The 25,145-nt window shown below is 59.0% G+C and carries 28 protein-coding genes and 1 pseudogene; 23 read left to right on the top strand and 6 right to left on the bottom strand.

Going from position 1 to position 25,145, the window contains the following annotated elements:
- Positions 1-1,032, top strand: a complete 1,032-nt coding sequence (locus tag GJ700_RS00680; RefSeq protein WP_229506715.1) for a YeiH family protein — start codon at positions 1-3, stop codon at positions 1,030-1,032.
- 12 nt (positions 1,033-1,044) lie between these two features.
- On the opposite strand, the gene GJ700_RS36220 is transcribed toward GJ700_RS00680, so the two are convergent.
- The 5 genes and pseudogenes from GJ700_RS36220 to GJ700_RS00660 form a co-directional block, all read right to left on the bottom strand.
- A complete protein-coding gene (locus GJ700_RS36220; RefSeq protein WP_371867792.1) occupies positions 1,045-1,329 on the bottom strand; it encodes a helix-turn-helix transcriptional regulator in 285 nt (94 codons plus the stop codon).
- 132 nt (positions 1,330-1,461) lie between these two features.
- Positions 1,462-2,058, bottom strand: a pseudogene (locus tag GJ700_RS36215) (AraC family transcriptional regulator); the annotation flags it as partial.
- Between the two features lie 158 nt (positions 2,059-2,216).
- A complete protein-coding gene (locus GJ700_RS00670) occupies positions 2,217-5,177 on the bottom strand; it encodes a glycoside hydrolase family 2 protein (RefSeq protein WP_154370731.1) in 2,961 nt (986 codons plus the stop codon).
- 342 nt (positions 5,178-5,519) lie between these two features.
- Complete coding sequence (locus GJ700_RS00665) at positions 5,520-5,834, bottom strand: hypothetical protein (protein ID WP_154370730.1); 315 nt, start codon at positions 5,832-5,834, stop codon at positions 5,520-5,522.
- A gap of 107 nt (positions 5,835-5,941) precedes the next feature.
- On the bottom strand, positions 5,942-6,874 hold the full coding sequence (locus GJ700_RS00660) for an L-lactate dehydrogenase (protein ID WP_154370729.1): 933 nt from the start codon (positions 6,872-6,874) through the stop codon (positions 5,942-5,944).
- Between the two features lie 103 nt (positions 6,875-6,977).
- Here GJ700_RS00660 and GJ700_RS00655 point away from each other — a divergent pair, with 103 nt between their 5' ends.
- The 6 genes from GJ700_RS00655 (at position 6,978) to GJ700_RS00635 (ending at position 14,270) form a co-directional block, all read left to right on the top strand.
- Positions 6,978-8,402 (top strand): amidase, encoded by a 1,425-nt coding sequence (locus GJ700_RS00655; RefSeq protein ID WP_154370728.1) that lies wholly within the window; start codon positions 6,978-6,980, stop codon positions 8,400-8,402.
- 205 nt (positions 8,403-8,607) lie between these two features.
- Positions 8,608-8,763: a hypothetical protein gene (locus GJ700_RS34900; RefSeq protein ID WP_195763730.1), complete on the top strand. Its 156-nt coding sequence runs from the start codon at positions 8,608-8,610 to the stop codon at positions 8,761-8,763.
- Between the two features lie 149 nt (positions 8,764-8,912).
- Positions 8,913-11,285 (top strand): methyl-accepting chemotaxis protein, encoded by a 2,373-nt coding sequence (locus GJ700_RS00650; protein ID WP_154370727.1) that lies wholly within the window; start codon positions 8,913-8,915, stop codon positions 11,283-11,285.
- A 14-nt stretch (positions 11,286-11,299) separates the two neighbouring features.
- Positions 11,300-13,486, top strand: a complete 2,187-nt coding sequence (locus tag GJ700_RS00645; RefSeq protein ID WP_154370726.1) for a HAMP domain-containing methyl-accepting chemotaxis protein — start codon at positions 11,300-11,302, stop codon at positions 13,484-13,486.
- Between the two features lie 71 nt (positions 13,487-13,557).
- A complete protein-coding gene (locus GJ700_RS00640; RefSeq protein WP_154370725.1) occupies positions 13,558-13,926 on the top strand; it encodes a response regulator in 369 nt (122 codons plus the stop codon).
- Complete coding sequence (locus GJ700_RS00635; protein ID WP_308700634.1) at positions 13,923-14,270, top strand: STAS domain-containing protein; 348 nt, start codon at positions 13,923-13,925, stop codon at positions 14,268-14,270. Before GJ700_RS00640 ends, GJ700_RS00635 begins: the two co-directional genes overlap by 4 nt.
- Before the next feature lie 21 nt (positions 14,271-14,291).
- Here GJ700_RS00635 and GJ700_RS00630 read toward each other — a convergent pair whose 3' ends face one another.
- The gene (locus tag GJ700_RS00630; RefSeq protein ID WP_154370724.1) at positions 14,292-15,278 is read right to left on the bottom strand and encodes an integron integrase; all 987 of its coding nucleotides are present in this window, start codon (positions 15,276-15,278) and stop codon (positions 14,292-14,294) included.
- A 158-nt stretch (positions 15,279-15,436) separates the two neighbouring features.
- Here GJ700_RS00630 and GJ700_RS00625 point away from each other — a divergent pair, with 158 nt between their 5' ends.
- From GJ700_RS00625 to GJ700_RS00555, 16 genes are all read left to right on the top strand, one after another.
- Positions 15,437-15,928, top strand: a complete 492-nt coding sequence (locus GJ700_RS00625; protein WP_154370723.1) for a type II toxin-antitoxin system VapC family toxin — start codon at positions 15,437-15,439, stop codon at positions 15,926-15,928.
- A 96-nt stretch (positions 15,929-16,024) separates the two neighbouring features.
- Positions 16,025-16,438, top strand: a complete 414-nt coding sequence (locus GJ700_RS00620; RefSeq protein ID WP_154370722.1) for a hypothetical protein — start codon at positions 16,025-16,027, stop codon at positions 16,436-16,438.
- A 95-nt stretch (positions 16,439-16,533) separates the two neighbouring features.
- The gene (locus GJ700_RS00615; RefSeq protein WP_154370721.1) at positions 16,534-16,944 is read left to right on the top strand and encodes a DUF7674 family protein; all 411 of its coding nucleotides are present in this window, start codon (positions 16,534-16,536) and stop codon (positions 16,942-16,944) included.
- A 132-nt stretch (positions 16,945-17,076) separates the two neighbouring features.
- On the top strand, positions 17,077-18,261 hold the full coding sequence (locus GJ700_RS00610) for a transposase (RefSeq protein ID WP_229506714.1): 1,185 nt from the start codon (positions 17,077-17,079) through the stop codon (positions 18,259-18,261).
- Positions 18,149-18,619, top strand: a complete 471-nt coding sequence (locus GJ700_RS35160; protein ID WP_229506748.1) for a transposase — start codon at positions 18,149-18,151, stop codon at positions 18,617-18,619. The genes GJ700_RS00610 and GJ700_RS35160 overlap by 113 nt, the downstream gene beginning before the upstream one ends.
- Before the next feature lie 107 nt (positions 18,620-18,726).
- Complete coding sequence (locus GJ700_RS00605) at positions 18,727-19,248, top strand: SMI1/KNR4 family protein (RefSeq protein ID WP_154370720.1); 522 nt, start codon at positions 18,727-18,729, stop codon at positions 19,246-19,248.
- Positions 19,249-19,349: 101 nt separating this feature from the next.
- The gene (locus GJ700_RS00600) at positions 19,350-19,655 is read left to right on the top strand and encodes a hypothetical protein (protein ID WP_154370719.1); all 306 of its coding nucleotides are present in this window, start codon (positions 19,350-19,352) and stop codon (positions 19,653-19,655) included.
- Positions 19,656-19,755: 100 nt separating this feature from the next.
- Positions 19,756-19,983 (top strand): hypothetical protein, encoded by a 228-nt coding sequence (locus GJ700_RS00595; protein WP_154370718.1) that lies wholly within the window; start codon positions 19,756-19,758, stop codon positions 19,981-19,983.
- Between the two features lie 105 nt (positions 19,984-20,088).
- The gene (locus GJ700_RS00590) at positions 20,089-20,463 is read left to right on the top strand and encodes a bleomycin resistance protein (protein ID WP_154370717.1); all 375 of its coding nucleotides are present in this window, start codon (positions 20,089-20,091) and stop codon (positions 20,461-20,463) included.
- Positions 20,464-20,688: 225 nt separating this feature from the next.
- Positions 20,689-21,021, top strand: a complete 333-nt coding sequence (locus GJ700_RS00585; RefSeq protein WP_154370716.1) for a hypothetical protein — start codon at positions 20,689-20,691, stop codon at positions 21,019-21,021.
- A gap of 141 nt (positions 21,022-21,162) precedes the next feature.
- On the top strand, positions 21,163-21,468 hold the full coding sequence (locus GJ700_RS00580) for a hypothetical protein (protein WP_154370715.1): 306 nt from the start codon (positions 21,163-21,165) through the stop codon (positions 21,466-21,468).
- A 43-nt stretch (positions 21,469-21,511) separates the two neighbouring features.
- On the top strand, positions 21,512-21,958 hold the full coding sequence (locus GJ700_RS00575) for a carboxypeptidase regulatory-like domain-containing protein (RefSeq protein ID WP_154370714.1): 447 nt from the start codon (positions 21,512-21,514) through the stop codon (positions 21,956-21,958).
- 104 nt (positions 21,959-22,062) lie between these two features.
- Positions 22,063-22,731 (top strand): CPBP family intramembrane glutamic endopeptidase, encoded by a 669-nt coding sequence (locus GJ700_RS36210; RefSeq protein ID WP_154370713.1) that lies wholly within the window; start codon positions 22,063-22,065, stop codon positions 22,729-22,731.
- A 350-nt stretch (positions 22,732-23,081) separates the two neighbouring features.
- A complete protein-coding gene (locus tag GJ700_RS00565; protein WP_229506713.1) occupies positions 23,082-23,978 on the top strand; it encodes a ribosomal maturation YjgA family protein in 897 nt (298 codons plus the stop codon).
- Between the two features lie 95 nt (positions 23,979-24,073).
- Positions 24,074-24,499, top strand: coding sequence for a DUF4177 domain-containing protein (locus GJ700_RS00560; RefSeq protein WP_154370712.1), 426 nt, complete (start codon positions 24,074-24,076; stop codon positions 24,497-24,499).
- A gap of 52 nt (positions 24,500-24,551) precedes the next feature.
- Positions 24,552-25,133 (top strand): hypothetical protein, encoded by a 582-nt coding sequence (locus tag GJ700_RS00555; protein WP_154370711.1) that lies wholly within the window; start codon positions 24,552-24,554, stop codon positions 25,131-25,133.
- Positions 25,134-25,145: the final 12 nt, after the last annotated feature.

Raw genomic sequence — 25,145 nt, 5'->3', positions numbered from 1 at the left:
ATGAATCAAACCATGCAAACCCCGGTGGCCGCGACGCTGGCCACCCGCGGCGCCGCGCGCGTGCGCGAACTGGCGCCCGGCATGCTGACTTCCGCCATGGTGGCGGGGGCGGCGGCGTTTTTGTCCGAGCACTACGGCGCGCCGGTGATGCTGTTTGCGCTGCTGCTGGGAATGGCGCTGAATTTTTTATCGGATGACGGCAAATGCAAACCGGGCATCGAATTCACGGCGCGCAGCGTGCTGCGGCTGGGTGTCGCGCTGCTGGGTTTGCGGCTGACCGTGGCGCAGATGGCGGCGCTGGGGTGGAAGCCGGTGGCAATGGTGGTGGTGATCGTGGTGGTCACGATTGCACTGTCCGTGCTGGCGGCGTGGCTGCTGGGCTTCAACAAATTGTTTGGCCTGCTGACGGGGGGCGCGACGGCGATATGCGGCGCCTCGGCCGCGCTGGCGCTGGCGGCCGCATTGCCGGCCCATCAGCAAAAGGAAAAGGCCACGCTGTTTACCGTGATCGGGGTGTCGGCGTTGTCGACGGCGGCCATGATTGCCTATCCGATGATTGCGCAACTGTTTCACCTGTCGCCGCAGGCGGCCGGTATTTTCCTGGGCGGGACCATCCACGACGTGGCGCAGGTGGTGGGGGCGGGTTACAGCATGTCGCGCGAGACGGGTGACGCCGCCACGGTGGTCAAGCTGATGCGGGTCGCCATGCTGCTGCCCGTGATTTTGTGCGCCGCGATGGTGGCCCGCGCGCAGGGCACGCAGCCGGGCGAAGCGCGCCCGCCATTGCTGCCCTGGTTCGCCGTCGCGTTCTTTGCGCTGGCCTGCATCAACAGCACCGGCATCGTGCCGCATGCGCTGCAGCAGGGCGGCAATGAAGCATCGCGCTGGTGCCTGGTGATCGCCATCAGCGCGCTGGGCATGAAGACGCGGCTGAAAGAACTGGCCAGCGTGGGAATCAAACCAGTGGCGCTGATGATCGGCGAGACCGTGTTCCTGGCGGGTTTGGTACTGGCGCTGCTGCGCTGGATGTAACCGCCCGGGGTTTTAGCTGCGGTAGGGCTTGCCGTGCTCGGCGCGCCACTGGGCCGGTGAGGCGCCGAACTGGGAAGTGAACCAGCGGGTGAAACTGCTGGCCACGGAATAGCCCAGCAGATCGGCGATGCGGGCCAGCGGGTATTGCGGGCTTTGCATGTAGCGCTGTGCCAGGTCGCGGCGCACTTCGTTCACCAAATCGGAAAAACTGCAGCCCTCGTCTTCCAGGCGGCGCTGCAGTGTCCGCACATTCAACCCCAGCGCCAGCGCGATCTGTTCCGCCGTGGCGCGGCCCATCGGCAGCAGCACATAAATCGCCTTGCGCACTTCGAAGGCCAGCGACGTGTCGCGCCCCGCCTGCAAGGTGTCGAGATAGCGGCGCGCCAGTTGCGCCATCGATGGGTCGGCTTTGGGATTCGGCGCGGCCAGCGCGGCCGCGGGGCAGGCGATGCCGTTGAATTCCGCGCGGAACAGCACGTCGCAGCCAAAGATGCGGCGGTGCAGCCGCAAGTCGTCCGGAGCGTCGTGCATGAAACTGACCGACACGGGACGCCAGTGCTGCCCCAGCAGGTTGGCGCATAGGCGGCCCATGACGCCGATCGCCAGTTCCGTGGCCTGGCGCCGGGGCGCCGCGTTTTCCGTCACGACTTCTTCGCGGATCACCGCGAGTCCGCCGGCTTCCTCCACATAAATCGCCAGCGCGCGGTTCATCAGATGCCGGTATTCCAGCAAAACCTGCAAGCCGTCACGCAGCGTGGCCTGGTGCGTCAGCAGCAGGCTGACGGCGCCCAGGTCCGACAACTGGCGCGACTCCGCCATGCGCAGGCCGAAGGTCTGGCAACCGCTGGTTTCCGCCGCGTTTTCCAGCAATTGCACGGCTGCGGCGCCGGGGATCGCGTGTTCCGGGTCTTGCAGCATGGCCTTGCTCAATCCCACGCGCGCCAGTTCGGCCTGTGGATTCAAGCCCACGTGCTGGGCCACTTCGAGGAAGTTGGTCAGGACGCCGGAGCGTACCAGGATGGTCATGCAGGTCCCTTTTAAGCAGGTTGCCGGCGCATGCGGCGCCACCTGCCATTGTAGGGGGCTGCACCGGGGCGAGGCAACGTGCTTGTCGCATTATGCGCGGCGACTGTCGGTGAATAGCCGCAGCCGCAGCACGCATGGTGCAACAGGTGACAGGGCGGTTATGGCGCCTTGTAGAACTCGATCTCGACGATCGACAGCACGCCCTTCGGCGTCTGGTTGGCGCCCGTGTCGACGATCGCCTGGTTCGCCACTTCCGTCAGCTTGATGGCGTTGCTTTCGTCGGCCACGCCGTTGAGTGCCACCTTGACGGTGCTGCCCTTGCGCGGCTTCAACGGCAAGGTTGCATAGCCCAGGTTTTTCGGCGTCATGCCGGCATATACTTCCTCGCCATCGACCCACACGCGCAGCGGGTAGCTGCGTTCGCGCCAGCCGGACAGCTTCACCACGATTTCATTGAGCGTGGCGGCTTCCGCCAGCGTATAAGTGATCGACGGTTCGCCCTGTCCCGGCTTGCTGGCCCAGTACGTGGTTTCGTCGTCGTCGAAGGTTTTAGCAGCATCCGCGCCATTGCTGGCCGCCTGCACGGCCGCCACCGGCACCGCCACGCGCGACACCTTGAACGACGGCGTGGCCGGTGTCGGACCGCGCGACAGGTTGACGGGCAGGCCGCCGGACGGCAGCGCGTTGGCCAGGCCGCCCTGGACTTTGACAGGGATGGACGCCAGCGCCAGTTCGGCAGGCGCCAGGCCGTCCGCGCTGGCCTTGACGGTGACCTTGCCGGCCTGCGTGGAAGAACGGAGCAGCACGCGGTTGACGCCGCCCTCGACCGGCAACGCCCGCGCCAGCACATGGTTATCCGGGCCCTGCGCAATGCCGCCGCGCCATTCGGCGGGACCCTGCACGTCGAAGGTCACCGTGTTCAGCGCCACCGGGTTGCGGCGGCCCTGCGCATCGACAGCTTCGACCTGCACCAGCGCCAGGTCCGCGCCATCGGCTTGCCAGCCTTTCGGCGAGGCGATGGCGGTCAGTTTCAGTGCCGTCGGGGCGCCTGCCGTGGCCAGCACGGCTTCGCACACTTGCTTGCCGCTGGCGTCGTAGCCGACGGCTTTCAGTTCGCCCGGCTGCCACGCGATATCGTCAAACGTGAACAGGAAACGCTCGCTTTGCCGGCCGGCGCCCAGCGGCTTGCCGTTCAACGTCAGTTCCACCTTGTCTGCGCTGGAAATCACGGTCACGGATTTGACGGTGCCGGGCGTGTAATTCCAGTGGCCCACGATGTGCGCGCGCGGCTGTTCCACGTCGACCCAGCCGTCCCACATCACCTGGTGCGCGTAATAGCCGTCTTTCGGGATACGCATGGCGTCGACTTCGCCGCTGCGCCGGTAATTTTCCGCGCCACGGTGGTGGGTATTGCTGTCGGAGAAAACGATATTGACGCCGCCGCTGGAGACGCGCGTGCCGGTGCCGGGACGCTCGCGCCAGTAGTCGTACCAGCGCTTGACGTTTTCGATCGCGTGCGAGTCCTGGTTGCGGTTGTAGACGCTGGCGTCCTGGCCTTTGTGCAGCGGGCCGTCGCCATCGCGGTGGAACGGCGGCGTCAGGTTGTCCCAGAACTTGCGGGCGCCTTCGTCGCGCGAGTATTCCATGGCCCACATGGGAATGCGGGCGCTCTTGTTGATGTACAGCATTTCGCCGCCATACTCGGCGGTCTGCTGCAATTTCTCCGTCAGCATTTCGCGGCTGCCGGAAGCGCGCCCGCCGTGGGGATCGAACTTGTCGCGCAGCGCTTTCATTTCCAGCATGTGCGCTTCGCTGACGCCGCGGTTGCCGCTTTCATAGAACACGATGCTCGGGCTGTTGCGGTTGTAGACGATGGCGTCGCGCATGGCTTCGATGCGCTGCTCCCAGCGCCGGCCCGTGACGTCCGCTTCCGAATCGCCGGCCGGCATTGCATGCATCATGCCCAGACGGTCCAGCGACTCCACGTCCTGTTTCCACGGTGTGATGTGCATCCAGCGGATCAGGTTCGCGTTGCTGGCCAGCGCCAGGCCGTTGCTGTAATCGCTGAGCCATGCGGGCACTGACATGCCGACGGCAGGCCATTCATTCGACGTGCGCTGCGCATAGCCCTTCATCTGGATCACGCGGCCGTTCAGTTTCACCATGCCGTTGGCAAATTCCGTCTGGCGGAAACCGGTGCGCGTGACCACGGTGTCGACCGGCCTGCCGTTGACCTTCAGCGTGGTGACCACGTCATACAGGTAGCCATAGCCCCAGCTCCAGAAATTGAGCCCGGCGACCGGACCGCCCGCCTTGACCGTGACGGTGGCGCCCGGCGCCACCGATTGCGCGGGCGCGGTGAAGTGCGCGACCTGCTTGCCATCCTCGTCGCGGACCGTCACGTCATAGGCAAAGCTGCGCGCCTGTTGGTGGTCGTTGCGCACTTCCGATTCCGCCCACACGGCGGCGCGGCGGTTGGCGATATCGAAGTCTTTGGCGTAGGCATAGACACCCGTGGTGCCCAGGGTGGAATACAGGGGCAGCGTCTGGTACAGCTTGTCCGTCACGTGCAGCCGCACGTTTTTCGGCAAGCCGCCATAGTTGGCATTGAAGTTTTTATCGGACCACTGGTAGCGCTGGTTGGTGGCCTGTTCGCGGTAATCCCAGCGGTTATCCGTGCGCACGGCCACCACGTTGTCGCCGGCCTTCAGCGCGGACGTGATGTCGAAGCCGAAAGCATTGATGCCGTTCTCGTGCCGGCCGACGCGCCGGCCATTGACATACACTTCGGCGGCCTGGCGCGCGCCCTCGAATTCCAGGAAGACTTTCTGTCCTTTGGCGGTGGCGGGCAAGGTGAAATGCTTGCGGTACCACGCGATGCCGGTGGAATGGTCGACGATGTCCTTGCTGAACGCATCGTCTTCATTCCACGCGCGGGGCAGCGTGACTTTTTTCCACGCGCTGTCGTCGAACGCGGCTTGCGCCGCCTCGGCCGGATCGGCCACGGCCAGCCGCCATTCGGGGTTGAAATTATAGACGGCGCGTTCGGCATGGGCCGGCAGGGTAAGGGCGGCGGCCAGCAGCAGGGGCAAAGGATGGCAATGGAGGCGGGGGCTCATACGTGGATGCGTGGTCAGTCAAGGTGGCGACAGGTGGGGTATGAGCGCGGATTATCCGGGTTTGTCCCGGGACGTCTACGGGGGGCGGTGATTCGCTCAGCAGGTTGATTTTGGAGCGTGCGCGTGCCCGTGGCGGCGCCTGTGATTGGCGTGATTCAAGCGGGTATTGCAAAACTGCGGAGGCAGGGCAGCGCGTAAGCGCACATGCAGGCGGATGCCTGCGGGCATTGGCTGGAGATCAGGACACGATCGACAAGCCTTCAACGCCATGCCAAACGTGAAAGCATTGATTCCGTTTATCGATGCGCCGGCGGCGGATGGACCGCGCCGGCGCCACTGAAGTCAGGCCGCCTTGCGCTGCGGCTGCCCCGATACCCTTGCCACTTTTTCGCGCGTTTGCGAAATGATCTTGTTGAACTGTTCCGTCGATACGCGGCTCAGTTTTTCCAGCGCGGCATTGACTACCGACATGCGGGCCTGGCCTTCCGCGAGGCTGGCGCCGGTTTCCACGTGGGTGACCACCCACGAATTGTTGGAAGTGGACAGGGATTTATGGACGGCGAACAAATGGTCCTGGAAGCGGGTCTCGATCAGTTCCGCCGGGATGGTCCAGCACAGGCCTTCGTCGTCATAGACGGTCAGTTGAATAATTTTCATGTTGGCAAATTTTCCTGTGGAAACAGAAAGTGCATTGGTGTAATGCGATTATAGTCAAATTATTTCCGTATGGAAAGATAATTTGATACTTGGTTGTTGTTAAAACACTAGTAATCCAGTGCCGCCAGCGTTGCGCGGATGACGCGGGCGCTGTCCGCCAGGGCTTGCTGTTCCGTGTCCGATAAAGCAGGGGGAATGTGAAATGTGGCCCCTTGCGCGCCGACTTGCACCGGCATCGACAGCGTGACATCCGGGACGCCATCGATGTCGCCCCAGTGGGTGCTGACGGTCAGCACGCGTTTTTCATCAAACAGCACGCAGCGCGCCAGCATGGCCAGCGCGGCGCCGATGCCGTAGCAGGTCGCGCCCTTGCCGTCGATGATGCGGTAGGCGGCGCGCCGCACACCGGTGTCGATATCGGCCATGGTGGCGCCATCCAGCCGCACGCCCTGCAGTGCGGCAAAGCGCTGCAGCGGCATGCCCGCCACCTGCGCGCCGGACCACACCAGCACTTCCGAATCGCCATGCTCGCCCAGCACCTGCGCATGGACAGAAGCGGTGGCGACGCCCAGTCGCCCGGCCAGCAGCGCGCGGAAGCGGGCGCTGTCGAGCAAGGTGCCGGTACCGATCACGCGGGCAGGGGGCAAGCCGGAGATGCGCAGGGCAACGTGCGTCATCACGTCCAGCGGGTTGGTGGCGACCAGCAGCACGGCGTCCGGCGCATGGCGCACGACTGCGGGGACAATGGCGCGGAATACGGCGGCGTTGCGCTCCAGCAGTTGCAGGCGCGTCTCGCCCGGCGCCTGGCTGACACCTGCCGCCAGGATCACCAGCGCGCAGCCGGCCAGGTCTTCAAAGCCGCCGCAGCGGACCTGTAGCGGGTGGCAATACGGCGTGGCGTGCAGCAAATCCAGGTGCTGCGCTTCGGCCAGCGCCGCGTTGCGGTCGACCAGCACGATCTCGCTGCCGATGCCCTGGTTGATCAATGCAAAGGCTGCCGCGCCACCCACGGCGCCGGCGCCAACGATGCCGATCTTCATGGCGCCTCCGGTAACAAAACGTATTTATACAAAAAACAATCCTCCGTGTTGATAGTGTCGTAGTTGCAAGTCATAATTTCCTTGATCCAGATCAAATTTATCTATGAAACGACCTTCACATCTGCAACCCGACGCCGTGGCCCTGCGCACCATGCTCGATAACGGCGAACTGTCCGCCGCCCAATTGCTGGAGAACCAGCTGGCGCGGCTCGATGCCACCCAACCTGCGATCAATGGCGCCACCGCGATCCTGCGCACGCAGGCGCATGAACAGTTGGCGCAACTCGAACAGCCGGAAAGCGGGGCGCCACGCGGTCCGTTGTACGGTTTGCCTTGCTCGGTGAAGGAAACCTTCGGCATCGCCGGCCACAACGTGACGGCTGGTTCGATGCGCATGACGCCGCAACTGCATACGCGCGACTCCGCCGTCGTCGCGAAACTGAAAGCGGCAGGCGCCATCATCATCGCGCGCGGCAACGTACCGGAATTCGCCATGACGGGGGAAACCACCAACCCCCGCTTTGGCCGCACCAACAATCCCATCGACGTGGCGCGCGTGGCGGGCGGCTCGTCCGGCGGCGATGGCGCGCTGGTCGGATCCGGCGCGGCCGTGTTCGGGCTGGGTTCCGACATTCTGGGTTCGATCCGCATCCCAGCCGCGTTTTGCGGCATCGTCGGCTTCAAGCCCTGTTCCACCGCTGTCAATGGCGAGGGGACGTGGCCCCACGTGACGGGCGAGACCGCCAACTGGCTGGGCATCGGTCCGCTGGCGCGCAGCGTGCGCGATGCGCGCCTGGTCTACAGCGTGATTGCCGAACAGGCGCCGCCGCCACCAAGCTCCGTGGCGGGCTTGCGGTTGATCGGGCCGGACGGATTCCCGTTCCGGATTGAAGACGCCGCCATCGGCGCGGCGCTGGCGGGCGCGCGGCAAGCGCTGCTCGAGGCGGGATTGCGCCGCGACCAGGCTGACTTTGGCGACGTCGGCAGCCTGTTTTTCAAGGTTCCCGCAGCCATCCTGCACGACAGCGCGGACGAATGGCAGCGCCTGCTCAGCACACCGGAAGCGGGGCGCTTCAATGTCTGGGGCGAAGCGCTGCGGCAACTGACGGGACGCGCCACGATCGACCGTGGCTTGTTCCTGTGGCTGCTGCAAAACGCCACGCTGGCGCAAGCCATCAAACCGCACAGCGCCGGGGCCGCGCAGCGGCTGGCGTCGACGTTTGAGCAGGCCCGCGCCCGCTACCGCACCATGCTGGGCAGCGATGGCATCCTGCTGTTGCCGCCGCTGGGCATGCTGGCGCCGCCGCATGGGGGGATGAACCGCAAGACGCTGCGTCCCGGTCCGAACGGGCTGGTGACGCCGATTACGTTTTGTAATTATTGCGATTTGCCTGCGATTTCGATCCCCGCCTGGAAGCACGCGGACCGCGCCACCGGGTTGGCGCCGGCCGTCATGCTGGCCTGCGCGCCGGGGGCGGAAGGAAGTTTGTTTGATGCGGCGGCGGTGGTGGAGGCGGCGCTGAATTAACCGCCGTTGCGTTGCGGCGACGGTTTGCCCGGGTGTTACAAATTTAGGCTAATGAAACAGTCGTTTCCGGTCGCTATTACTAGCAAGTGCACTTAAAGCTGCAACAGCACCGCGAACCCGCCCTTGTTTCACGCATATCGCAGTGCTGCCCCGGCGCACCATGTCTCCGTACCGCAGCAATACGGTGACTACGCAGGAGGCAATCATGAGCCAGCAAACCACCCATACCACGCATCCTTCCAAGGAAGCCGTCCGCGCCCTGATGCAGCAGCGCCGCGCAGAGCATTCGCCGCCACCGGCACCAGAGCGTATCCGCGAACAACTGGGGTGGTGGCTGATTCCTGCCAATAAGCTGGTTTGAATGCAGCACCACCCCGGGTGTGACATTTCGATAGATTTTTGAGCTGTATCAATGTGCATAATGAATTCCAGGAGTTGCTTTCTGGAATAAGATTTCGCCGGAAACCATAGGCCGCCCAAACCCCGCGTCCCCTGTTACTCCTCCTAACGATGCCAACACATGGCGTCGGTTTTTCAGGCGCTGTGCTTAACAGGGACATCATTATGTTCAAGAATTTGAAGATAGCCGGCAGGCTAGGGTTGGGGTTTGGCAGTGTTGTTGTGTTGTTGCTGATATTGGCTGTTGTCTCGGTACAACGGCTGGCCAGCGTCAATGACCAAACCAGACTGATCCTGGACGACCGCTACGTCAAATACGTGCTGGTGCAGGAAATCGTCAAAAATTCCCTCGATAATGCGCGCCAGTTCCGCAACATGCTGATTGCCACCAGTGACGCGGACGCGGAAAAAGCGCGCCGCGCGGCGGAAACCAACCGCACGGAAATGGCGGAAGCGCTGGGCAAATTGCAAAAAATGGTCACCCTCGACCGTGGCCGGCAATTGCTGAAAGATGCCAATGAAAAGCGCGCCGTTGTTGAACCCCGATATGAACCGTTTTATGCGCTGGCCAAGAGCGACCGCAAGGCCGCCGCGGAGTATCTGCGCACGGAAATTGTTCCTGCCAATGAAGCCTTCTGGACTGCGCTGGAAGCGCTGGCGCAATACCAGTCAGAATTGATGGACCAGGCCGGCGACGCCGCCGCCGAAGCCTATACCAGCACCCGTACGCTGGTGATCACGGTGGCAGCCGTGGCTGTATTGCTTTCGCTCATCATCGCAGCCCTGATTACCATCGGCATCACCCGTCCGCTGCGCGAAGCAGTGCACGTGGCCAGGCGGCTGGAAGCGGGCGATGTCGGCGTGCAAGTGGCGCAAGGCGGCCGCGATGAAACCGGGCAATTGCTGAACGCGATGGGCAGCATGGTGGGCAAGCTGAACCAGGTGGTCGAAGGACAAAAGGCCGCGGTTGCGGCTGCCAACAAGGGCGACTTCAGCGCGCGCGTCGATACCGACGGCTTGCAGGGCTTCCAGAAGGAACTGGGCGACGGCCTGAACCAGTTGATGGCTACCACCGGCGCCAGCGTGGCGGACGTGGTGCGCGTCATGGGCGCCGTCTCCGAAGGCGACTTGAGCAAGACCATCGACAAGCCGTACGAGGGTGCGTTCGACCAGTTAAAAACCTATACCAACAGCACCATCGGCAAACTCAATCTCGTCATCGACGACGTGGGCCGCGTGATGGGCGCGATTTCCGAAGGCGATTTGAGCCAGACCATTTCCCGTCAATATGAAGGCGCCTACGGCAACCTGAAGACCTATGCCAACAGCACGGTCAGCAAGCTCAACATCGTGATCGAAGGCCAGCGCCGCGTGGTGGAGGCGGCCAATCATGGCGACTTTACGTCCCGCATCGATGCATCGGGTTTGAAAGGGTTCCAGAAGGAACTGGGTGACGGCATGAACCAGTTGATGGCGACCACGGGCGCATCGATCGACGACGTGGTGCGCGTGATGGGGGCGCTGGCCGATGGCGATCTGAGCAAGTCCATCGACAAGCACTACGAAGGCAGTTTCGGCGAACTGAAATCGTATGCCAACAATACGGTCGCCAAGTTGCTGCAGGTAGTCACTGAAGTCAACCAGGGCGCCCATTCGCTGGCCAGCGCTTCCGAGGAAGTGTCCGCCACGGCGCAAGCCTTGTCGCAGGCGTCCAGCGAACAGGCGGCCAGCGTGGAGGAAACCAGCGCGTCGCTGGAACAGATGACGGCGTCGATTTCGCAGAACACGGAAAACGCGAAAGTCACCGATGGCATGGCCACCAAGGCCGCGCAGGAAGCGGCCGAGGGCGGTGAAGCCGTGAACTCGACGGCGGCGGCCATGAAGCAGATCGCCGCCAAGATTGGCATCATTGACGACATCGCATACCAGACCAATTTGCTGGCGCTGAACGCCGCCATCGAAGCGGCCCGCGCCGGGGAACACGGCAAAGGCTTCGCCGTGGTGGCGGCCGAAGTGCGCAAACTGGCCGAACGCAGCCAGGTGGCGGCAGCGGAAATCGGCGAAGTCGCCACCAGCAGTGTGCAACTGGCGGAACGGGCCGGCTTGTTGCTGGGCCAGATGGTGCCGAATATTAAGCGCACGTCGGACCTGGTCCAGGAAATTTCCGCCGCATCCGATGAGCAATCGTCCGGCGTGGCGCAAATCAATGCCGCCGTGCTGCAACTGTCGCAGACCACGCAGCAAAACTCGGCCAGCTCGGAAGAACTGGCGGCGACCGCCGAGGAAATGAGCGGGCAGGCCGAGCAGCTGCAGCGTACGATGGGCTTCTTCAAGGTGGAGTCGGGCATGCATGGTCACCCGCCGCATTTGACTTTGCGCAAGGGCACCGCGCCTCGCGCAACCGTGCGGCGGAATGCGGAGCCGCAGGTGGCAAAAAGCGCGACCTATCCGGAAGTTGATGAAAGCCATTTCGCGCGGTTCTGACAGAGGAGTCAAGCATGTTCGCAAACCTGAAAATTGGTATCAAACTGATCGGTGGCTTTGTCCTGATCGCGGCCTTCAGCATCGTGGTTGGCGTGGTGGGGATCACCAACGCCGGCAAGATCAACGAAGCGGCCGACCGCATGTACGACCATGAATTGATGGGGCTGTCATACATCAAGGAAGCCAACATCAACCTGATTTACGTCGGCCGCGCCCGCTCGAACGCGCTGCTTGCCAGCACGACGGAAGAGCGCAACAAGCAGCTTGAAACCGCCAATAAGGCACTGGCGACGATGAAGGATTACCTGGACAAGGCGCGCCCCTTGTTCGTGACCGAGCGCGGCAAGCAATTGTTCTCTAACGCAACCAAGGCGCTCGATGAATACGTGCGCCTCAATAGCACGGTGATCCAGATGATCTCCACCCGGGATTTGCAAAAGCGCGACGACACGCTGGCGCAGGCCCTGGCCAATGTCTCCGCGGCCGCCAACGTGCTCGACGATCTGTTGACGGACTTGACGGTGGCGAAGGAAGAGCGCGCCAAACAGGCATCCACCGATACCACCGTGATGTATGAAACCAGCCGCAACCTGATGATCGGCACCATTGTTGGCGCGACGCTGGCAGGGATTCTGCTGGGATGGTTCATCAGCCGCAGCGTCACCGTCCCGGTGATCCAGGCGATGGAAGCCGCCGGCAAGCTGGCGGCGGGGGACCTGAACATTAACGTCGAGTCGAAATCCACCGACGAAACAGGCCAGCTGCTCAATGCGATGCGCAACATGGCGAGCAAGCTGAGCCAGGTGGTCGACGGCCAGAAGCGGGCGGTGGATGCGGCCAACCGCGGCAATTTCGACGTACGCGTGGACCTGAACGGATTGCAGGGCTTCCAGAAAGAGCTTGGCGAAGGCTTGAACCTGCTGATGGCCACCACCGGCGCCAGCGTGGCGGACGTGGTGCGCGTGATGGGCGCGGTGTCGGCCGGCGATTTGAAGCAGACCATCGACAAGCCTTATGAAGGGGCGTTCGACGAGCTGAAGAAATACGCGAACAATACTGTCGGCAAGCTCAATCACGTGATCGAAGCGCAAAAGCGCGTGGTGGATGCCGCCAACCGGGGCAATTTCACGACCCGTATCGACCTGACCGGTTTGCAGGGATTCCAGAATGAGCTGGGGGAGGGCCTGAACCAGCTGATGGCCACGACCGGCGCATCGATCGACGACGTGGTGCGCGTGATGGGCGCGTTGGCCGAAGGGGATTTGAGCCAGACCGTCGACAAGCAATATGAAGGCAGCTTTGGCGAACTGAAATCGTTTGCCAATAACACGGTGTCGAAGCTGTTGCAGGTAGTGACTGAGGTTAACCAGGGTGCCCAGTCGCTGGCCAGCGCTTCGGAAGAGGTCAGCGCCACGGCGCAATCGCTGTCGCAGGCATCGTCCGAGCAGGCGGCCAGCGTGGAGGAAACCAGCGCGTCGCTGGAACAGATGACGGCGTCGATTTCGCAAAACACGGAAAACGCCAAGGTCACCGATGGCATGGCAACCAAGGCGTCGCAGGAAGCCGCCGAGGGCGGCGAAGCGGTCAATGCCACCGCTGCCGCGATGAAACAGATTGCCAACAAGATCGGCATCATCGACGACATTGCCTATCAGACCAACTTGCTGGCGCTGAACGCGGCCATCGAGGCGGCCCGCGCGGGCGAGCATGGCAAGGGCTTTGCCGTGGTGGCGGCCGAGGTGCGCAAGCTTGCCGAGCGCAGCCAGGTGGCGGCAGCGGAAATCGGCGAAGTCGCCAGCAGCAGCGTGCAACTGGCGGAACGGGCCGGCCAGTTGCTGGGCCAGATGGTGCCAAACATCAAGCGCACGTCGGATCTGGTGCAGGAAATCTCGGCGGCCTCCGAGGAGCAGTCGGCGGGCGTCGCGCAGATCAACGGCGCGGTGCAGCAACTGTCGCAGGCCACGCAGCAGAACGCGGCCAGTTCCGAAGAATTGGCGGCCACCGCCGAGGAAATGAGCGGGCAGGCCGAGCAATTGCAGCGCACCATGAGTTTCTTCAAGATCGATTCGGGCATCCATGGCCAAGTGGCGCAACTGGTGCGCAAAGTCACGGCGCCGCGCGCGCCCGTACGGCGCAACAACGATAGTTCCAAGGGCATCGTGGCGCCTGGTCCGGATGAGGCGCATTTCGCCAGGTTTTAGCAGGGCAGGAAAGGCGGAGGGCGCGGTGCAGCGCCGTCCGGTTTGGTAGACGTAATCTCCGGGAGGAAAGTATGGCAAAAACCATCATGGTGATCGACGATTCGGCCTCGCTGCGGCAAGTGGTGGGGATTGCGCTGAAAGGCGCTGGCTATGACGTGGTGGAAGCAGTGGACGGCTCCGATGCCCTCTGCAAGCTGCCGGCGCAGAAAGTCAACCTCGTTGTCTGTGACGTCAACATGCCGGTCATGGATGGCATCACCTTCGTCAAGGAGATCAAGCAACTGCCGAACTACAAGTTCACGCCTGTGATCATGCTGACCACGGAATCGCAGGAAGCGAAAAAGAAAGAAGGGCAGGCCGCCGGCGCCCGCGCATGGGTGACGAAGCCGTTCAAGCCGGACGTGCTGCTGGGCGCCATTCAAAAGCTGGTGCTGCCATGAATGCACGGGCCATGTCGACCGTCGACGAAGACGGCATTGAAATCAGTGGCGGCATGGACATCGGCTACATCGCACTCGACGGTGAGCTGAGCATTTACCGCGCGGCGGAAGTGAAGTCTCTGCTGCAAACGGAACTGACGCGTTGCGCCGTGCTGGAAGTGGACCTGGCTGGCGTGACGGAAATCGACAGCGCGGGAATCCAGGTGCTGATTCTGGCCAAGCTGATGGCGCGCGATGAAAGCCGGGAACTGCGGCTCGTGCATCACAGCGATGCGGTGCGCGAAGTGTTCGAGCGGCTGGCGCTGGAGCGGTGGTTTGGGGATGCGTTGCCGACGGCGCATTGAGTGACGGGGCTGGCGCGGAGTTCAGCCCAGCGGTGAATGCGGCCCCTGATCCAGCGGGCTGATGACACTGCGTCCGCCCCGGTTCAGCACATGGGTGTAGATCATGGTTGTGCTGACGTCCTGATGGCCGAGCAATTCCTGCACGGTGCGGATATCGTAGCCGGCTTGTAGTAAATGGGTGGCGAAGGAATGGCGCAATGTATGCGGCGTGGCGGGCTTGGCTATGTGGGCATCGCGCACAGCCTGGCGCATGGCGCGCTGCAGAGCTTTCTCATCCGCGTGATGGCGGCGGATGGCGTCCGAGCGCGGATCGGCGGAGCGCTTAATCGATGGGAAAACATATTGCCATCCCCATTCCCGAGCCGCATCTGGGTATTTTCGGGCCAGCGCGGTGGGAAGATACACCTCGCCATACCCTTCGGCGAGATCGTCGTTATGCAAGGCCTGCACGCGCAGTAAATGCTGGCGCAACTGCACCGTTATCGAAACCGGTAGCATGGTGACGCGATCCTTGTTGCCTTTGCCCTCCCTGACGAGAATTTCATGACGGGTGAAGTCAATGTCTTTGACGCGCAAGCGCATGCATTCCATGATGCGCATGCCGCTGCCGTAGATCAGCCTGAGCATCAATCCGGGCGTCCCTTCGACGCGATCGAGGATGCTTTTGACCTCGTCCGTGGTCAGCACCACAGGCAAGCGCTGCGGAACCTTGGCATTGACGACGCCATCCAGCCAGGGCAGTTCGATATTCAGTACTTCCTTGTAGAGGAAAAGCAGGGCGCTGCGGGCCTGATTTTGCGTAGAGGCCGCTACTTTGCCGTTGACCGCGAGGTGTGTCAGAAAAGCCGTTACATGTGCTGCATCCAGCGTGGTGGGGTGCCGGCGATTATGGAAGCGGATGTAGCGGCGTATCCAGTCGAGGTAGCACGCTTCCGTGCGGATGCTGTAATGCTTGAACCTGATGCGATCCCGTACTTGGTCCAGTAACTTCGGCTTGGCTGGGTCCATGCGGCCTCCGAGGTGGGGTTGGGTTTTAGGTTTCGGGTGTGATAAAGTGGAGTAACTATTTGATAATAAAGAAAAGGCGCTGGCCTTCTGTGTGGAATCTCAAGACTTTGTCGGGGGAGGGGGCACCGGATGGGGCGTCTACATCACCTTAGCGAAAAATGCGACCACCTCCTCGTGCAAATTGTTTTGATGCATCCGCGTTGGTAAAGGTGTTCACGGACGAAGATGGCAGCGATCTCGTCCGCGACTATTGGGATAACCGCTCCCCCACAAAATACACGACCTCATTTTGTTTTTACGAGGCATTGGGCGTGCTTAAAGTCAAATGGATGTATCGACATCAGCTCACTAAGCAGCAATATCATGATGCCGCATTTAAAATGGCTGCTTGGTTTTCTTTCAATACGCGGTATGCGAAGGAAGTTGACATTCATGACGCACTTGTATTTTCAAAGGTACGTGAACTGTCCGATCGTTATTCTCTGGATCTTTCAGATGCGTTCCAGATAATCAGCGTTAAAGACGGGTATTATTCACATCTCGTGAATGATTCGCAAACGGTACTAGTCACCGCCGATGAAGGCCTGGCCACGGCGGCTCGAAGTGAGGGCCTGAAGTGTTGGTACTGCGTTGGAGAAGCAGAGCCGTGATATGCTAACAAGTAGGTCGAGTCGGACTGGCCGAATGCGACGCAGGTCTCTTTTTGTTCCGGGCGGCCAGCCGCTTGCCATCACGTTGGGCACACAATGATCTCGAATCCAACTATTATCCTTTCGCTACGTCAGCAGTGGGCGGTTGTGACACGCTTTTGTTCCAACTCGCATAGTCAATATATGAGCTCATGTGGTTCATTTATTAACGAAACACCTCCCGAAAGTTTCTTCAACCTGCCATTACTGCTGGCGTATGGTGTTCTCGATCAAGTTCTTGAAGAGCTTGTCGAACAAGGGACGGTGCCAAAGCCTTCTGGTAAGCCGAGTCTGGGTACAAGGATGATCGCATCTTGCGGAGTGATTCCTTGGAAAGACTATGATTGCGTTGACAACGGAAGAGGCGAGCGCAACGACCTTGCGCATGAGGGAAAACTTCTTGATCGTGAAGCCTGTTTCCGCTTCATCTCCGCTGTTGAAAATGAACTTAAAGCTTGGCATATTCTTTAGCGAAGGGCATGAGGTATTTGAACAAAATGGGCCCAACCTTTCATTGCAGACGACGCCTGCGGCGCGGCTGAATTCTACGTTAGAGTGCAAGTGCAATGAGCGAAGTTTATCCGGATGAAAAGGGTGTTGTTGCCCGAGTTCGTGAACGATTCCCAGAGGAGGCCAATCGCACCGATGGTTGGCTGCGCGAGCGTGGCTGGGATGATCTATTGGATGATTCTCCTCACATTTGGATGGAGGCCTTCGCTGATCGAACGACGGAAGCGGTTCGCGCGCGAGACTGGAACTTGGTGAAGGAGCACACTGGATTCATTGCGGCGGAATGTCGAAACGGCACTGAGGTAATTCGAAGGCTAGTGGACGTTTCCTATGCAGAGAATTTGATGTGGGATCTCGAAGAAAGTGAAAAGGCCGTTGCTTGGCCGAATATCGCAAAGGAATTGCGTGACATGTACGAGCGAGCGTGGGGCCGTTGGGAATGGATGAATCAATGTGATACGCTCTAACATCTCAGTCAACTCGGACGCGCCAAAGCGCGCCGGTTACTTCAAACGTTGAGGCTGTATTTTTAGTCCTGCCAGTAAACGGCACACTGCATCTCCGCGTTAATTCCGCATGTGCATTGGCGGAGAAATGCGATGGCACGATTCAAGGAAATTGACCGCAGCCCCCGCTTTCTGCCGGTGGTGCTCGAAGCTCAGATTCAGCCCGGTAGTTTTGAATATGCGCTCGACTATCTGGTCGATCATGAGCTCGACCTCGCAGGACTGGCTGCCCGGTATCGCAATGATGAAACTGGCGCCCCGGCTTATGACCCAGCTGTGATGCTTAAAATTGTCCTGCTAGCGTATAGCCGGGGCATGGTTTCAAGTCGCGCCATCGAGCGCGCATGCCGCGAGAATGTTTTGTTTATCGCGATCTCCGGCGACAACACTCCACAGTTCACTACCATCGCCAAATTTGTCCGTGAACTGGGTGAAGAAATTGCGGCGCTGTTCCAGCAAGTGCTGATGACCTGTGACGCTCAGGGCTTGATTGGCCGGCATATGTTCGCGATCGATGGCGTCAAGCTGTCAAGCAACGCCTCCAAGCACCGCAGTGGCACCCACGACGAACTTGCGCACCGGGCCGACCGAATGGAGCAGGCGGTAGCCAAGATGCTCGATACCCATCGTCAACGCGATGTGCAAACTGAATCGGCTGACAGTGAAGCGCAGGCACGCCAGCGCAGCATCGAACGCTTGCAATCGGAGGCCCAACGCATACGCAATTTTCTGTTGACGCAGAAGGAGCGCAAGAGCACCAAGGGCGTCGTCCGGAAAAGCAATGTGACAGACAACGACAGCGCCAAGATGGCTACATCAAAAGGCGTATTGCAGGGCTATACCGCGATCGCAGCAGTCGACAGCCAGCACCAGATCATCGTTGCGGCACAGGCGCATGGTTCAGGCAGTGAACAAAACGCTTTACTGCCAATGGTGCGCAGCACCGATGGCTTGCGTACCCAGGAGACCATGATTACCGCCGATGCCGGCTATCACAGCGAAGCCAATTTGAAAGAACTGCACGAAGCAGGAATATCCGCCCTGATTGCCGATGGCATGATGCGTAAGCGTGATGAGCGCTTCAAGGAGCAGGCCAAGTACAAAGCTTTGCAAGATCCGCTGTACGTACGACAAGACCAAGACAGTAAGTACCACCAAGTCCAGGCTGTTCCGGCCTGCAGACTTCCAGTACGACGCAGCAAACCAGACTTGCACCTGCCCTGCCGGGCGTCGGCTTTACAGCAACGGCAGTCAGTGCAAGGTCAAGGGCCGTACTGATCACAAATTCACGGGCGCCAAACAAGACTGCATGCCCTGCACGTTGCGCGCGCAGTGCCTGCGTTATCCGGAGCGCACGCCGGTACGGCAGGTCGCCTTCTTTTACAAAGAGCCCACCAAAGTACTACCGCGGGCAGTTCACACGCATCGAATGCGGCAAGCCATCGACAGTGAACGCGGGCGGGCCTTGTATGGTCGCCGCATGGCCACCGTGGAGCCGGTATTTGGCAACCTCCGGGCCAACAAGCGGCTGGATCGGTTCACCTTGCGCGGGCAGGCCAAAGTGAACACGCAATGGCACCTGTACTGCTTGGTGCACAACATCGAAAAGCTGGCGCACCACGGATATGGAAATTAACCCGGTGCAACTGCAGAAAAAAACCTTGCAGGGCTGCCGTTGCTTGCCATCACTACCGACTTTCCGGCACACTGTCGGAATGATTGTATTTACAACATCAATGACTGATGAAATCGCGACGGCGGCAGCGAAAGCGCGCGCTGGACGGGTTTTCATACAGCCTCGTTAGGCATCTCATGCTAGGCGATGCAAAAAGACTTCACGCTGAGCTGATTGCTCCCATCCTTGGAGAGCCCGTCGGCGCAACTGCGGCCGAGGTGGCCGCGCTAGAAAACAGCATCGGCTTCCCTCTCCCAAATGCCTATCGCGAGTACCTTCTCTGGATGGGCAAAGATTTCAACGGGATCTTCCGTGGTTCGAACTGGTTTGTCTCTGATCTTGAATCGAACAAAGAAGTGCTGAAGGATCTGCTGGAAGAAGTCGACTCGAAGTACAAAGTCATTCCTTCGCATGTCGTCTTCTTTACTCACCAGGGCTACATGGCAGCGTGGTTCGATGCCTCGATGAGCGAAGCCAATCCGAAGTGTTGGTTCATCAACGATGGAATGCAGGAGCCCAAAGACTCTGGTAGTTTCACGGAAGTTCTGATCGCCGACCTTAGAGGCTTGTCGTCATGCCTTCGGCCTTAGCTCACACTGGCCAGCTGCCTAACCCCTCAGTCAAGGGGAAGTTTGCGGCAAGCCGCAAGCCGCCCCTTACCTCGAACGTTGGACGTATGGAACGAACTAGCTTGCTGACCGTTACCGATCAATTTCAGCTCTCGGGAATTGGTCTAGTTGTGATGCCGGACTTTTCTGTGCCGGAACGCTGGGCGAATGTCGAAGAAACGGTTTTGATCGAAACCCCAGGTGGGCGGCGTGAACTGCTCGCTCAGTTTCGACAAACACATTTCAGAATTCTTGACGTAACTGCGCCGCTGGATCGCCGTTGGAGAGTTGTTCTTTGCTTCCCAACTGGCACGAAAGAGCAGGTTCCCGTTGGCAGCGTTGTGTATGTTTCGCACAAGACTAAAAATGCACTACTTCCTACGCACTAAGCCCAACCCTGCGGTCAACTGGACTGCCTCCACGCTGCGCGCTCCAGCCGCCGGTTATCGCACACGTTATGCCGTTCTTTAAGCTGGAGATAACTCAAGGATGAAAAAGGTAATCGTTTCTCTCTTGTGGGTCGTATTCCTGAACGGAGCACTTGCCATGTTGTTTGCCGAGTTTTCGGTGAACTTCAATCCAACGATCACGCATGAGGAATCTTATGAATACGGGAACACATATGGCGCGTACTTTTTCCTATTTTCCGTGGCACTGATCGTGTATCTTGCTGTCACGAACAGGCTTCCCGGCGCCCGGCAACGTACATCAAGCTAAACATGCATAACAGCACGCTCAACCTCGCTCCCTCCAGTCGCTGGACGCAGCGCGATCAGACCGCGCAGCGCCGGTTAGCTCTACGTTAAACAACTCAGGTGTGCAATGCAAAAACACGATCTCGCCATTCCAACCTTGCCCAGCCGCTCAATCGTTGAAACGGCTGCCTTCTATAAGCGCCTTGGTTTCGACGGTGGCCCTCATGAGTTTAACAGCGCATACGGCATCTTGCGCCGTGGTGATATTGAGCTTCACTTCTTCACACATAACGAGCTGGAGCCCGAGCAGTCATCTGCTGGCTGCTACATCCGCGTGCTCGACGTCGAGAAGATCTATCGCGAGTTCTCAGCCGCGCAATTGCCGAGACACGGGCTGCCGCGCATGGATGGGCTTGAAAACAAGGCGTGGGGCTTGCGGGAATTTGCCGTCGTCGATCCCGATGGCAACCTTTTGCGCATAGGGCAGATCATTGAAAGATAAACCCGTAGCGGTCGTGACGAGGCCAAATTTCCAGTTTCTACGGATGCCTGCCTGCGCCGTGAACAAGTAAGTTATCTCTCATGACTAGCCAAGCTTCTTCGTGAAAGTGACTGGGCGCCCATGCACGCTGCGCGACAAGCCGCGCAGCGCCAGTTAGGTCTATGTTAGTTGTATAATAATTTCATTTTTTTTAATATGAGACGCGGAAAGATTTTGCTGTTATCGATGTTCGCCATTATCGTCACAATTGATGCATGCTTTCTGCTCGACTTGCTGCTCAATGAAACTTCTCAGCGGGCGCTGCCTACCGCTGTCCGGTTAGCACTTACAATCGGATTATTCACTTGCGTGTACAAAGGCCAGCGGTGGGCGCGTACTCTTTCTCTGCTATTGTTCGGCTCTGCGCTGGTCCATGCAGTCTTTCTGGCGGTTACGCTGAATTCGCTGGCAATGCTGGCCGTGGCCGCAGTACCGGCCATTACCCTTTACGTCTTAGCGATATCGCCTTCTGTAAAAATATTCCTCACAGAGCAGAAGTTGCACAGTTCCCATCATTGATGCTTCGCTCCGTATAATCTACCCGACAACAATAGATCTCACATGTCCCAATCTCCATACGCGCACACGCCCCTTGACACTCCTGTCGCTCCCAAGAAACGGGGTAAGGCTCTCTCCGTCCTGTTATCATTATTCGGCGTCATGACGGCACTGGTGTCGGTTGTAAATATACTAGGCAGTAGCCGTATTGCGGCCAACTTGCCCAATGCGCCGTCGTGGGCCGTCAGTGGGGTGCTGCTGCTGGGGGTGCTGGGCCTGTTAAACGTTGCGGCCATTGTCGCGATCTGGACGTGGCGCCGTTGGGGTGTCTACCTGCTGTTGGCAAATACATTGGCAATTTTCGCAATCAATCTCGCAATACTGGGGGGCACGGCGCCTTTCCAGGGCTTGATTGGTGCGGCGCTGATTCTCTTCTGTGTTTACCGCAAATGGGCTGATTTCGAATGAGCCGCAGGGAATTCTCTGATTCATTGGTCGTCGGAATTGAAATATGCTGCGAAAAATATTATCGATACTACTAGCAGCAACTATTATTTCGGGCTGCGTTCCATATCCCGTTTTAAAAACACTGCAGCCTTCCGCAAGGGTTGTGTTACTCGACGAGCTTAATAATCCTGTGCCGGGAGCCTCTGTTGCATTAATTTCTACATCATATCCAAACGGTTTTGAAAAGAGCCGTGACACTCAGATTACCGCTATTGATGGGACGGCGCGCTTCGAGTCGCGTCGGGAGTTTCGAGTGGAGGCGATAGCGATGCATGGATCAGAAGTGTTTTTCTGGAACTGGTGCATCCAAAAAGAGGGCTTTAAAACCATAGAAACTGCTTTTAACGGAGCAACTGGATTTGAACGTGATCTTACTGTGGTTCTCCGTGCTGGCACCTCAGTTCCATGCCGTAAGGGCATGCGATTGAAAGCCGCACAGCATGACTTCTGAGGAGGCTTCCAGTCTGAGATCAGAGTGGCAATAAAATTCCCAAGCATATGCAGTTTAATAATTCGTTCCGAGCGACGTCGCTGCAACGTTAGAGGCAATAACCAGTGCAACTTGAGCGACACCAACAATTCGCGATTACATGGGCCTTGCTCCCAGTTATCGTAATCTGGCAGATCAACGGCCTCTATTTGGCGTCACTCGCCAAAATCAGCGTTCCGGCATTCTGGCTGGCTGACCTTTGCCAGTGGATATTGTTGCCGTCACTTATCGTGACGGCTCTCGCTCGCAAGGCATCGCTACTACCAAAGCACTATGGCTTGGACACAGCGCCACATCGCTGGCAGGCACTGATTGTTGGGGCGCTATTGGTATTTATTACCACGTATATAGCCTTCGTGGGAACGCGGAATATTTCCTGGGCATTGCTTGGGCATCCGCCCAGCTATTTCAGCTTCCCCGGCGTTTTCCCCAGTGGCCTGATGGGCAGCGTCATTTGGATTTACTCTGCTGTGACCGCTGGAATTGTCGAGAGCATCTTCTTTATCGGGCTGCCTTGGCTACTGTATCGCCACGTTCGCGCCGCCCCATCAAGGATCGCCTTTGCACTCCTCGCCACAACAGTATTCGCGGTGGCGCACTGGGAACAAGGCCCACACGTGATTATTGGCGCATTCTTTTCCAATCTTGTCGCCTGTTTTTGGTACTTTCTGCTTGGCACGCTGTGGCCTGTGGCAGCTGGCCATATACTGGTCGATCTGGTTGCCTTTGCGTAGCTCAACTTCAAAGACATCTGAGATGGTGCACAACCTCGCCCTTGGCAGTCGCCGGATGCTGCACAACGACACTATTCGAAAATGGTAAATTTGATATCATCGAGGGCCGATATGTGTCGAAACGAACCATGCGGTTCATCGGACCCACGCGACAAGCCGCGCAGTCCAGCGAATTCTCAGACCAGGCCCGATGAAATCACTTGCCCCGATCTTTTTACTCGGTTGCAACGTTGCACCGGCGTCGCCATGCCTTGATTACGCCGGCAACGTGACCCTACACGGCGTACTTTCCCGACATACCTTTCCTGCGCGGCCCGGCAGATGAGTAGAACTTCAGGAGCGAGCCTTCAATGGAACCCATCAACATGAAGCGCAGCAGATTGTGGCTTCTCTTCAGTGTCATGGCTGCCATCGCCCTTGGCCTGGCCTCGCGCAAGTTCCCCTCGCTGTTTCCGGCGCTCTTGGGCAAGTACCCCGGCGACGCACTGTGGGCGTTGATGGTCTTCCTTGGCTTGGCGTTCTGCAAGCCGCGCGCCTCCACACGAAGTATCGCGATACTTGCACTCGCCACGTCCTGCGTCGTCGAATTCTCGCAGCTCTATCAAGCTGACTGGCTCAAGGAAATCCGCAGCACCACACTGGGCCACCTGGTCCTGGGCTCAACCTTCTCGTGGTTCGATATCGCAGCCTACGCGGTCGGTATTCTGGCCGGCGTGCTGATCGATGCGGTATGTTTCCGCACTTCCGGGTTTGCCGCCGATAAACGTCAAACAGCTCATTCAGCGGAAAACCCGGGCAATCCACACGTCTACGACAAAGCCAAGTATCACCACGAGAGCATCGAGGAATTTGGTTTGCCCGACGAGCATGCGTCCAACCACACCGTGCCCATTTTGCGCTGGTTGATTGAAAATCAGCTGATGAGCGAATTTTTCCTGACTGAATGTGCCGATGAACTGTCACGATTTCGGAAAGGGAGAATGTCCATTCACGAGCTGTATGGCCGGTGGGACCGTTGCTTGATCAGCGACATGCTGTCCGAGCAGGGAAATGCTTTTGCAATGCATTACTTTGATTTCGAGAAGGGCGCCTACCTGAAAGACTATTGCGCCACGCTGCAGGGCACATTGCCTTCAGAATTTCACGTCGCGTATTCGGACGAGAATTACCGGCGACTCAAGCCGCTGATGGACGCAGCGTATGCGCACTGGGAGGCTTCTGCGGCAACTGTCGTAAAACTGTCGTAACATTGCCGTGCTTCTGTCGTCGTTTAGTCGTAAAAGTTTCCTGAGTTTGGGGCGAATATGCACCTGCCTCAACCCATAACTGATCGTGAGTACGTATGAAAATAAATGCAGAATTGGTTCTCGACCTTCGGACAAAAAAGTCATGGTCACAGGAAGAACTGGCGTTGGCGGCCGGGGTGAATTTGAGAACCATACAACGCATAGAGAAAGAGGCCACTGCGTCGTTGCAAACCAAGAAGGCTTTGGCTTCTGCGTTCAGCATACATATTTCCGATCTCGAACCTCAGGAAACGCCAAAAATGAAAAAGTACGAATATAAGACGCTGGAAATTCAAACCAAGGAAGGCTTCTTCTCTGGCATAAAGAAATACGACTTGCCGGATTTCGCGGGCATTTTCAACAAGGAGGGACAGGAAGGGTGGCTATTGGTCCAAGTGCTAACGCCCGGCTTGATGCAGGGTATCTGGTCTGGCAAGACGGATAATGTGATTGCGCTCTTTCAGAGGGAAATTATCGAATAAGTTTGGGCAAGCCGTCGCGTTGGACGGCTTCAAAACTGCCGATGAAATGCCCATGATGCCGGCATTCCCCACTTACCACACGTTTAAGCCTATGAAGACATTCGTTACTGTATTGCTGGCACTCATGATGTTGGGGGGATGTGACCGCGACGGACGCACCGATCATTCTCGGGCGGATACGAAGGGAGGCAAGCAATATCTGCTGGACTTGGGCAGCTTGATCGCGCGGGCCGACCAGATTACAGTCACCGAACATTCGTCAGAGATGGACTTCTTCGATACGAAGACCGGCGAGCCGCTTCCATCAAAGGAACTGACGTACAAGCGGATAGTGCTGACGAAGTCACAGCAGGAGCAATTCAAGTCGGCGATAGCGTCGCTGAACCCGAAGACGCAGGACGAATTTACCGCTTGCATCCCTGTGCCGCACCACAGGATTGACTTCTTTGCTCACGGCAAGCTGCTTGACACAATGGAAGTATGTTTTGAGTGCAGCCATGTCTCCTGGACCGGCAGCAAGGCCACGCCGCCGTGGTCGCTGTATGGCGGACTTGCAAACTTTATCCTGGCGATTGGATTGCAGCCGAAGCAGGATTGGGAGCGCCTGGCGACAGCTGGCAGGAAGGCCGGCTAGCCGGCTGCCTGA

The sequence above is a fragment of the Pseudoduganella rivuli genome (assembly GCF_009674485.1).
In the GTDB taxonomy this organism is placed as follows: Bacteria; Pseudomonadota; Gammaproteobacteria; order Burkholderiales; family Burkholderiaceae_D; genus Rugamonas; species Rugamonas rivuli_B.
This window is presented reverse-complemented; position numbering and strand designations above follow the sequence as displayed.

Excerpts from the sequence above, each read along its gene's own strand:
- GJ700_RS00680 (WP_229506715.1), top strand. The coding sequence starts at position 1 with ATGAATCAAACCATGCAAACCCCGGTGGCCGCGACGCTGGCCACCCGC.
- GJ700_RS36220 (WP_371867792.1), bottom strand. The coding sequence starts at position 1,329 with ATGGGCCGCGCCACGGCGGAACAGATCGCGCTGGCGCTGGGGTTGAAT.
- GJ700_RS00670 (WP_154370731.1), bottom strand. The coding sequence starts at position 5,177 with ATGAGCCCCCGCCTCCATTGCCATCCTTTGCCCCTGCTGCTGGCCGCC.
- GJ700_RS00665 (WP_154370730.1), bottom strand. The coding sequence starts at position 5,834 with ATGAAAATTATTCAACTGACCGTCTATGACGACGAAGGCCTGTGCTGG.
- GJ700_RS00660 (WP_154370729.1), bottom strand. The coding sequence starts at position 6,874 with ATGAAGATCGGCATCGTTGGCGCCGGCGCCGTGGGTGGCGCGGCAGCC.
- GJ700_RS00655 (WP_154370728.1), top strand. The coding sequence starts at position 6,978 with ATGAAACGACCTTCACATCTGCAACCCGACGCCGTGGCCCTGCGCACC.
- GJ700_RS34900 (WP_195763730.1), top strand. The coding sequence starts at position 8,608 with ATGAGCCAGCAAACCACCCATACCACGCATCCTTCCAAGGAAGCCGTC.
- GJ700_RS00650 (WP_154370727.1), top strand. The coding sequence starts at position 8,913 with ATGCCAACACATGGCGTCGGTTTTTCAGGCGCTGTGCTTAACAGGGAC.
- GJ700_RS00645 (WP_154370726.1), top strand. The coding sequence starts at position 11,300 with ATGTTCGCAAACCTGAAAATTGGTATCAAACTGATCGGTGGCTTTGTC.
- GJ700_RS00640 (WP_154370725.1), top strand. The coding sequence starts at position 13,558 with ATGGCAAAAACCATCATGGTGATCGACGATTCGGCCTCGCTGCGGCAA.
- GJ700_RS00635 (WP_308700634.1), top strand. The coding sequence starts at position 13,923 with ATGAATGCACGGGCCATGTCGACCGTCGACGAAGACGGCATTGAAATC.
- GJ700_RS00630 (WP_154370724.1), bottom strand. The coding sequence starts at position 15,278 with ATGGACCCAGCCAAGCCGAAGTTACTGGACCAAGTACGGGATCGCATC.
- GJ700_RS00625 (WP_154370723.1), top strand. The coding sequence starts at position 15,437 with ATGCGACCACCTCCTCGTGCAAATTGTTTTGATGCATCCGCGTTGGTA.
- GJ700_RS00620 (WP_154370722.1), top strand. The coding sequence starts at position 16,025 with ATGATCTCGAATCCAACTATTATCCTTTCGCTACGTCAGCAGTGGGCG.
- GJ700_RS00615 (WP_154370721.1), top strand. The coding sequence starts at position 16,534 with ATGAGCGAAGTTTATCCGGATGAAAAGGGTGTTGTTGCCCGAGTTCGT.
- GJ700_RS00610 (WP_229506714.1), top strand. The coding sequence starts at position 17,077 with ATGGCACGATTCAAGGAAATTGACCGCAGCCCCCGCTTTCTGCCGGTG.
- GJ700_RS00605 (WP_154370720.1), top strand. The coding sequence starts at position 18,727 with ATGAAATCGCGACGGCGGCAGCGAAAGCGCGCGCTGGACGGGTTTTCA.
- GJ700_RS00595 (WP_154370718.1), top strand. The coding sequence starts at position 19,756 with ATGAAAAAGGTAATCGTTTCTCTCTTGTGGGTCGTATTCCTGAACGGA.
- GJ700_RS00590 (WP_154370717.1), top strand. The coding sequence starts at position 20,089 with ATGCAAAAACACGATCTCGCCATTCCAACCTTGCCCAGCCGCTCAATC.
- GJ700_RS00585 (WP_154370716.1), top strand. The coding sequence starts at position 20,689 with ATGTTCGCCATTATCGTCACAATTGATGCATGCTTTCTGCTCGACTTG.
- GJ700_RS00580 (WP_154370715.1), top strand. The coding sequence starts at position 21,163 with ATGACGGCACTGGTGTCGGTTGTAAATATACTAGGCAGTAGCCGTATT.
- GJ700_RS00575 (WP_154370714.1), top strand. The coding sequence starts at position 21,512 with ATGCTGCGAAAAATATTATCGATACTACTAGCAGCAACTATTATTTCG.
- GJ700_RS00565 (WP_229506713.1), top strand. The coding sequence starts at position 23,082 with ATGGAACCCATCAACATGAAGCGCAGCAGATTGTGGCTTCTCTTCAGT.
- GJ700_RS00560 (WP_154370712.1), top strand. The coding sequence starts at position 24,074 with ATGAAAATAAATGCAGAATTGGTTCTCGACCTTCGGACAAAAAAGTCA.
- GJ700_RS00555 (WP_154370711.1), top strand. The coding sequence starts at position 24,552 with ATGATGCCGGCATTCCCCACTTACCACACGTTTAAGCCTATGAAGACA.